Origin of the sequence: Streptosporangium heterodermiicola, from assembly GCF_051390675.1 — a bacterium.
GTDB lineage: Bacteria > Actinomycetota > Actinomycetes > Streptosporangiales > Streptosporangiaceae > Streptosporangium.
In genome coordinates, this window is the sequence record NZ_JBPJSR010000025.1 from 116,839 (window position 1) to 122,959 (window position 6,121).

General features: G+C 66.3%; 6 protein-coding genes and 1 pseudogene. 4 read left to right on the top strand and 3 right to left on the bottom strand.

Translation table 11 applies throughout. The features are described from left to right. Window positions 1-70: 70 nt before the first annotated feature. Window positions 71-184, bottom strand: a pseudogene (locus ACSC1Q_RS36620) (thioredoxin reductase); the annotation flags it as partial. A gap of 238 nt (window positions 185-422) precedes the next feature. Between ACSC1Q_RS36620 and ACSC1Q_RS36625 the strand changes: the two are divergent. Beyond that, window positions 423-626 carry a cupin domain-containing protein gene (locus tag ACSC1Q_RS36625; RefSeq protein ID WP_436763318.1) on the top strand — a complete coding sequence of 68 codons (204 nt, stop codon included), beginning with the start codon at window positions 423-425 and terminating at the stop codon, window positions 624-626. A 333-nt stretch (window positions 627-959) separates the two neighbouring features. Beyond that, window positions 960-1,598, top strand: a complete 639-nt coding sequence (locus ACSC1Q_RS36630) for a hypothetical protein (RefSeq protein WP_436763309.1) — start codon at window positions 960-962, stop codon at window positions 1,596-1,598. A gap of 350 nt (window positions 1,599-1,948) precedes the next feature. On the opposite strand, the gene ACSC1Q_RS36635 is transcribed toward ACSC1Q_RS36630, so the two are convergent. Next, complete coding sequence (locus ACSC1Q_RS36635; protein WP_436763310.1) at window positions 1,949-2,563, bottom strand: TetR/AcrR family transcriptional regulator; 615 nt, start codon at window positions 2,561-2,563, stop codon at window positions 1,949-1,951. Window positions 2,564-2,729: 166 nt separating this feature from the next. On the opposite strand from ACSC1Q_RS36635, the gene ACSC1Q_RS36640 reads away from it, so the two are divergent. Continuing rightward, entirely contained in the window at window positions 2,730-3,701 is a 972-nt protein-coding gene (locus ACSC1Q_RS36640; RefSeq protein WP_436763311.1) for an aldo/keto reductase, read from the top strand. Between the two features lie 134 nt (window positions 3,702-3,835). Beyond that, a complete protein-coding gene (locus ACSC1Q_RS36645) occupies window positions 3,836-4,858 on the top strand; it encodes an alpha/beta fold hydrolase (protein ID WP_436763312.1) in 1,023 nt (340 codons plus the stop codon). Between the two features lie 370 nt (window positions 4,859-5,228). Here ACSC1Q_RS36645 and ACSC1Q_RS36650 read toward each other — a convergent pair. After that, the coding region (locus ACSC1Q_RS36650) for an IS3 family transposase (protein ID WP_436763313.1) at window positions 5,229-6,121 on the bottom strand (893 nt) is incomplete at its 5' end.

The following is a 6,121-nucleotide window of genomic DNA, read 5'->3' on the forward strand; positions in this document are numbered from 1 at the left end:
GGGCCCCGATCGGATCTTCCGCCACCACGGCTCCCTGGACGTATACCCAGCGCGTCGCGTCGTTGCCGTGCACACCGATCGGCTGGTCGCGGATCTCCCACCCATGGCAGTACGGGCAGTGCACCACCTCACGCCCCTAACGCGCCGCAAGCCCTGGCACGTCGGGCAGTGCGTCGGTGACTCCGGCAGTCTACCCCTGGCCAGGGCCTACCAGGTGCCGGTCGATGAGTTGATCGGCGCTCCGGCCGAGCTCGACCCCCGGATCTACCCACAGCCCTTCACCCGGAACGGTATGACGGTCGTGCCGCTGACGCGCAAACCCGGCGGGCTGCAGGCGTTCAAGCACATCCTGCCCGCCGGCCTGACCGACGGCCCGCGAACCCGACCCCCGTTCACACGAGGGCTACCACTGGCTGTACGTTCTGCGCGGCCGCCTATGCGTCGTCCTCGGCGACAAGGACTTCATCCTCACCAAGGGCGAGGTCGCCGAGTTCGACACCCACCTCCCGCACTGGTTCGGCAACGTCGACGAACACCCCGTGGAATTCCTCGGCATCCTCGGCCCTCAAGGCGAACGCGTCCACATCAAAGCTCGCTACCGGCCCGACGCCCCCCATTCCCTCTGAGCAACCCCGCAGGCGGCGCCAGAGCTGGGATAGGTGCATGGATACCGGAATATTGGGATCTATAGCGTCCAGGTTGAGATCGGCTACGACAGCAAGGAATCCACACCCGATGTTAAGGAGTAACAGAATCCTCCACATGCCAGAGCCTTCGATGTGCCCGGCTGACCTTGCCCGCCGCGTGTCCGCGACATCCCCCAGCATGAAAAGTCATGGGATATGTTCCGCTCGGAGATTCGAACACAATTGTTCAAGATGAGCTCACGGAGCTTGGGGCAACAACCGGGTCATCAAATGCGATCAGCTCTACACAGAGGGCGGCTACGCTCGTGCGCTATGAACAGCACTCCTCCCCGCCTGCGTGTCCTTCCCACTGTCGCGGCCGATCCGGTTGTGATACCGGTTTCGAAAGCCGCAGGGGAGCGGCAGCTCACATCCGCGGAGGCCGTTGTTGCCCGTGACGAAGCACGACGCACCGGTGAAGACGACACCACCGCGACGTTCGCCGACGGCACCACGATTATCTGGGTGGACACCCCCGCCTCCCCATGCGTGGTGGTCGAACATCGCGACGGCGCGGTAACGGGCCATCTCTACCGTACCGTCGACGACGCTGAGCACGCCTGGCGTCTGCGGGTGGCCCACCAGGTACTGCCTTCCACCTGGGACGCTTCCCTGTTCTGGTTTCTGTGGCGAGACGTTGCCCACTTCGGCCACCAGGAGTTTCTGGCGGTAGTGGAGCATCCTTTGCGTTTGGGGCGACCTCGGTGGTGGCTGATCTGGCACTGCGGTCCCGATGAAATGCCGGTGGAGGCCTTCGACACCGAGGCAGAAGCATTGAAGGCCATCCAGGACATCGCTCCCACCCGTCAGGAGTTGCAGAATTCCGCTCCGGAGCAGGTGAGGCGCAACCGTGCTCTACGACGAGCTGCGCTGTTACTGGAAGCCCAGTTTCTGGAAGAGGGAACCCTGTAGTAGCGCTGGCCGCAATGCCCGCCTATACCTGACCAGTCGGCGCGGGAGGGCAGGTGGCGGGCCTGAGGACTTCTGCGAGGGGGTAGACCTACAGCCGGGGCGGCGCCCGCCGACGTACGGGAACTTGTCGCCAGAGCCGTCAGTTCCATGCTGTTGACGGCCGACGGTGCGGGCAGGTGCGCTCCGGCCGCCCACCCTCCCGAGGCGCTCAGACCCACGATCTCGACATCGATGGGCCGTCGTCCGCGTTCTCCCATCGCCTTCCTTTCGTGTTGCGTGCCATTCATGGTCTGTTCGGTACAGAATTCGGCTCGGCGTAAACGGGCCTACGAGGCCGTTGTCAGATGAGGTCAGAGGTGCTGGCTCGGCCAGGTGAGCAGCGCCGTGTCGACGATCTCATCGAGTTCGTCGGTCCGAAGGCCGTTCGCGGCCTGAACGGCGATGCCGAAGCCCATCGTCATGACGTAGCGGGCGAGACGCCTCGGATCGGCGTCCGGCCCGAGATCGCCCTCGTCGACGGCGCGACGGAAGCGTTCCTCCAGGCGTACGCCCGCATCGTTGCGCCAGTCGACGAGCACATCGTGCGCCGACCGGCCCTGCTCGCTCAACGCCAGCGCTCCCTGAACGGACAGGCACCCGGCCGGGGCGCCGGGCGACGTCGTGGTCTGGACGGCTCCGCGAAGGAACGCCTCAGCCACCCTCCGAGCCGTGGGCTCGTGCAGGGCGCGCGTCGAATAGGAGGCCGGCCCCTCGGCGTAGCGCTCCACGGCCTTGCGGAAGAGGTGCTCCTTGTTGCCGAAGGCGGCGTACATGCTCGACTTGGTGATTCCCATGGCGCCGGTCAGGTCCGTCAGGCTCGTGCCGTCGTATCCCCGAGCCCAGAACACCCGCATGGCGCGCTCCAGCGCCTCGTCGATGTCGAACTCCCGGGGGCGTCCGAACGCCGTACTTCGCGAGCCACTCATGGCGGCATCCTCCTCTCGCCGGGGCTGATGCCGGCCGCTCCCATGGGCGCGGCCGACTGTTTCTCTCCTCACACCAGATTTTAGTACCGATCGGTCCTGATGTGCTAGGTTCTGGACCGATCGGAACTTAAAGCGGTCGGCCTCACACCAGAAAGAGGACATCACGATGAAAACCGTCTCGCTCGGTGGGCTGGAGATCTCTCGCATCGGTCTCGGCGCGATGGGAATGTCAGCCTTCTACACCGGAGCCGGCCGGCTCGACGACCAGTCGATCCGCACGATCCAGCGCGCCCTGGATCTCGGCGTCACCCACATCGACACCGCCGAGGTCTACGGCCCCTTCGCCAACGAAGAGCTGGTCGGCCGCGCCATCAAGGGGCGCCGGGACGAGGTCGTGCTGGCCACCAAGTTCGGCCTCGTCTCGCACACCGGCCGCCCCGGCCCGGACAGCACCCCGGCCAGCATCCGGATCGCCGTCGAGGGGTCGCTGCGGAGGCTGGGCACCGACCACATCGACCTCTACTACCAGCACCGCGTCGACCAGGACACCCCGATCGAGGACACCATCGGAGCCTTGGCGGACCTGGTCGCCGAGGGTAAGGTCCGCCACATCGGCCTGTCCGAGGCCGGCCCTACGACGATCCGGCGCGCGCATGCCGTGCACCCGATCGCCGTCGTGCAATCCGAGTACTCGTTGTGGACCCGCGACCCCGAGGCGGAGGTCCTGCCGGTCCTGCGGAAACTCGGCGTGGGCCTCGTCCCCTACTCGCCGCTCGGCCACGGGTTCCTCACCGGCAGCATCCGCACGCTCGACGGCATGGACCCCGACGACTGGCGCCGCACCAACCCGCGTTTCACCGGCGGCAACCTCGAAATCAATCTGCGCATCGTCGACGAGGTCCACGCCGTCGCCGCCGAGGCCGAGGCCACCCCCGCGCAGGTCGCCCTCGCCTGGCTGCTCGCCCAGGGCGACGACATCGCCCCCATCCCCGGCACCACGCGCATCGACCGGTTGGAGGAGAACACCGCCGCCGACCGCATCGGACTCACCGACGCCCAGGTCACCCGCCTGAACAACCTGGCGTCGGCTGCCGGTGACCGCCACGACGAAGCCAACATGGCTGCCATCGACCGCTAGCGACCTGGAGCTCGGGCCCGTTTCCGACCCGCGCCGAGCAGCTTCTCGTCCGGCGAGAGCCCGGGCGCCGCTTCGAACCTTCAGCTGGATCCACAACGATCGGCCCGAGGCCGATCACGCCTTCTGGGAGAATCATGCGAACGAAAGTGACTGTCCTGACCAGGGCCGTCGTTACCGTCATCACCGCGGCCACCGCTGTCGTGGGGACCAGCCTGCTCTCGGCTGATGCCGCGGTGTCCACGAGGCCGGAGTCGGCCGTCGTGCAGAGCGCGGCCACCGCGACCGACGAGTCCGCCGGCCGGCTGCCGCACGGCTACCGTTCGAACTACGCGCGGGTGAACGGTTTCCAGATGCACTACCTCCGTGGGGGCAGCGGCTCGCCCGTCGTTCTCCTGCACGGCTTCCCGCAGACGTCCGCCGAGTGGGAGCCGCAGCTCGAGGCACTCGCGAAGAACCACACTGTGATCGCGGTCGACCTTCGTGGAACTGGTGACTCCTCCGTTCCGGAGACCGGCTACGACACGGCGCAGCTGGCTGACGACGTGCATAAGCTGCTCGCCCAGCTCAAGCTCAACAAGGGCATCCAGATCGTGGCCCACGACATCGGTGCTTGGATCGCCTACCCCTACGCCGCGATGTGGCCCTCCGAGGTCAGCCGGATGGTGGTGATGGAGGGGCCCATCCCCGACCAGTCCCTCTACACGTTCCCAGCTTTCCCAGCGAAGGGTGAGCTGTCGGCGTGGCACCATGGCTTCTTCCAGAAGGACTTCGCCCAGGATCTGGTCCGTGGTCACGAGCGTGACCTGGTCAAGGGGTTCATCGAGCAGTACCTGGCCGTGGACAGCGCCTTTGATGCTCGCGACTACGAGTTCTACGCCCGTTACCTCCGTGAGCCCGGCCGGTTCAAGGCGTGGATGAACATGTACCAGGCGCTTCACACCGACATCGCCCAGAACCAGAAGTTCCGTGAGGCGGGGCTACTGAAGATGCCCGTCCTGGCCGTCGGCGGCGAAGAAGCGCTGAGCAGTGCCGTCGGTACTCAATGGAAGGGCTACGCCTCGAACGTTGAGACCCAGGTGATGGCCGACACCGGCCACTGGCTCACCGAAGAACGGCCGCGGGAGCTCACCGCGTTGTTGCTCGGGTTCCTGCGCTGACGGCTGAAGATGCTGAGGTCGACCTTTGGATTGTCAGGGCGTGCACTGCCTGGGGACTGTGCACGCCCTGGCCTCTCGAGCAGGCGAGCACGTTCGAGACGGTCCGTGCCATCTCCAGAACCCCCGGCGCGTCGCCGGAAGATTACAGGTGGGAAGAGGACAGCGGGCTCGGCGAGATCTACACGATCGTTTTCGTCCGCGGGCTCGACGAGTATGAGGTGCTTCGCCGGCTCGGTGCCGCGGACGAGGACATCCGGCTCATCGGAGACGAGGACTACTCCCAGCCGGAAGGACCTGAGGTCATCATGGTGAGGCGAATCGGGGACTGGACCGGGCCTTCCCCCGCGAAAGTGGACACGCGTTGGGGTTGTCATGCGGCCAGCGTGATCGTATCGGTTTGCTGTTGCAGGTGTTCGTAAGCGACCGGGCTGAGGTGCCCGTTGGCCGAATGCCGACGGCGAGTGTTGTAGCAGACCAGCCACCGAAAGACGGTGTTTCGGCAGGCCACGGCCCCCTCATAATAGTGAGCTCCTTGGAGGGTCTCGCGTTTGAGGGTGGCGTGGAAACTCTCACAGGCGGCGTTGTCGGCAGAGGTGCCGACGGCTCCCATCGACTGGGTCACGCCCAACTCAGCACACAGATCGGCGAATTCCTTGGAGCCGTACTGAGCTCCGTGATCGGAATGAAAGATCGCTCCTGCCAGGTCACCGCGGGTCCGGCAGGCCGCGCGAAGGGCATCGGCGACGAGTTCGGTGCGCATGTGGGCAGCGATCGACCAGCCCACGACGCGGCGACTGAAACAGTCCAGAACAGTCGCCAGGTAGAGGAACTCGCCGTCGCCGGTCGGCGGGTAGGTAATGTCGCCCATGTACTTCAGGCCCGGCGCGGGAGCGGTGAAGTCCCGGCCGAACAGGTCAGCCACCGGCGTCGCCGACGGTTCGGCAATCGTGGTGCGGACGCGGCGGCGCAGGCGAACGCCGGTGATGGCGAACTTACGCATCACGCGGGCCACCCACTTCTCGTTGATCTCCCGGCCGTCGGCACGCAGCTCAGCGGCCACCAGCGGAGAGCCGTAGACGCCGTCGGAATCGGCGTGGACGGTGCGGATCTCCTCGGCCGGCACCTGGTCGGCCGCCTCGCGTGCGGCGCGGGCGCCGGCACCCTTGCGCCACTTGTAGTAGCTGGAGCGGTTCACGCTCACGACCTTGCACAGCCGTTTCACGCCGAAGGCGAGATGGTGGTCGTGGACGAACTGGAAACGGC

What these genes read in the sequence shown, in the direction of transcription:
- ACSC1Q_RS36630 (WP_436763309.1), top strand. Translation starts at nt 960, where the DNA reads ATGAACAGCACTCCTCCCCGCCTGCGTGTCCTTCCCACTGTCGCGGCC.
- ACSC1Q_RS36635 (WP_436763310.1), bottom strand. Translation starts at nt 2,563, where the DNA reads ATGAGTGGCTCGCGAAGTACGGCGTTCGGACGCCCCCGGGAGTTCGAC.
- ACSC1Q_RS36640 (WP_436763311.1), top strand. Translation starts at nt 2,730, where the DNA reads ATGAAAACCGTCTCGCTCGGTGGGCTGGAGATCTCTCGCATCGGTCTC.
- ACSC1Q_RS36645 (WP_436763312.1), top strand. Translation starts at nt 3,836, where the DNA reads ATGCGAACGAAAGTGACTGTCCTGACCAGGGCCGTCGTTACCGTCATC.